This window comes from Motilibacter deserti (assembly GCF_011250635.1).
GTDB classification, from domain to species: domain Bacteria; phylum Actinomycetota; class Actinomycetes; order Motilibacterales; family Motilibacteraceae; genus Motilibacter_A; species Motilibacter_A deserti.
The window spans coordinates 1-761 of the sequence record NZ_JAANNP010000261.1; the positions used below are offsets into that span (position 1 = coordinate 1).

Annotated in this window: 1 protein-coding gene; it reads right to left on the minus strand. The window is 72.3% G+C overall.

Features of this window, described 5'->3' with window-relative positions; genetic code table 11:
* A partial coding sequence (locus tag G9H71_RS22925) for a hypothetical protein (RefSeq protein WP_231135358.1) occupies window positions 1-761 on the minus strand: 761 nt, incomplete at both ends.

The following is a 761-nucleotide window of genomic DNA, read 5'->3' on the forward strand; positions in this document are numbered from 1 at the left end:
CGTTGTCGGGGTCGAGCGTCAGCCGGAAGCCCATGCTGCCGCCGTCGGTCAGCTCGGCGGCATCGGGTACGCGGAACTCGAGCACCTGCGTGGCATACCCGCCAGGAGCCACCTCCACCTGCTGCCGCCAGTACGGGCGGCCGGCCTGGTCCACGCCCTGCTCGGCGTCCGACACCGCGCCCGGCTGCCGCTCGGCGGTCGTCGTGACCTCGGCGCCCTCCGGCAGCAGGTGGATGAGGCCGACGCGCGACCAGGCCGTCCGGTAGCCCTTCTTGTTGTTCAACGACTGCGGCAGCACCGCGGTCGCGGAGTTGCGCAGCGTCACGGTGCGGGTCACCGTCGCCGAGCCGTCCTCCTGCAGCCGGACGACCTCGTCGATCGTGCGCTGGGCGAAGATGTCGACCTTGGACTCGTTGCCGTTCTGCGCGTAGACCGCGATGTGGTCGCCGGTGCCCGGGTCCGCGACGGCCCCGCCGAAGCCGTTCTCCGCCGCCATCTGCTGCGCCGTCGCGTCGCGGAACCACACCTGCATGTGCCGGCCCGGCGCGGCCGCGGCGAGCGCCTTCACCTTGTCGATCAGGCCCTCGCCCTGCGCCAGCCGCTCCATGACCCCGGCCATGAGCGCGAGGTTGAGATCGTGCCGGCGGCTGTCCTCCTGCAGGTAGTAGCCGTCCGCCAGCAGCACCTGCACGACGTTGTCGGCGTTGACCTCGCCGTACGCCGCACTGCTCACCGGGCCGGTCGTGCGCAGCAGCTCGCGG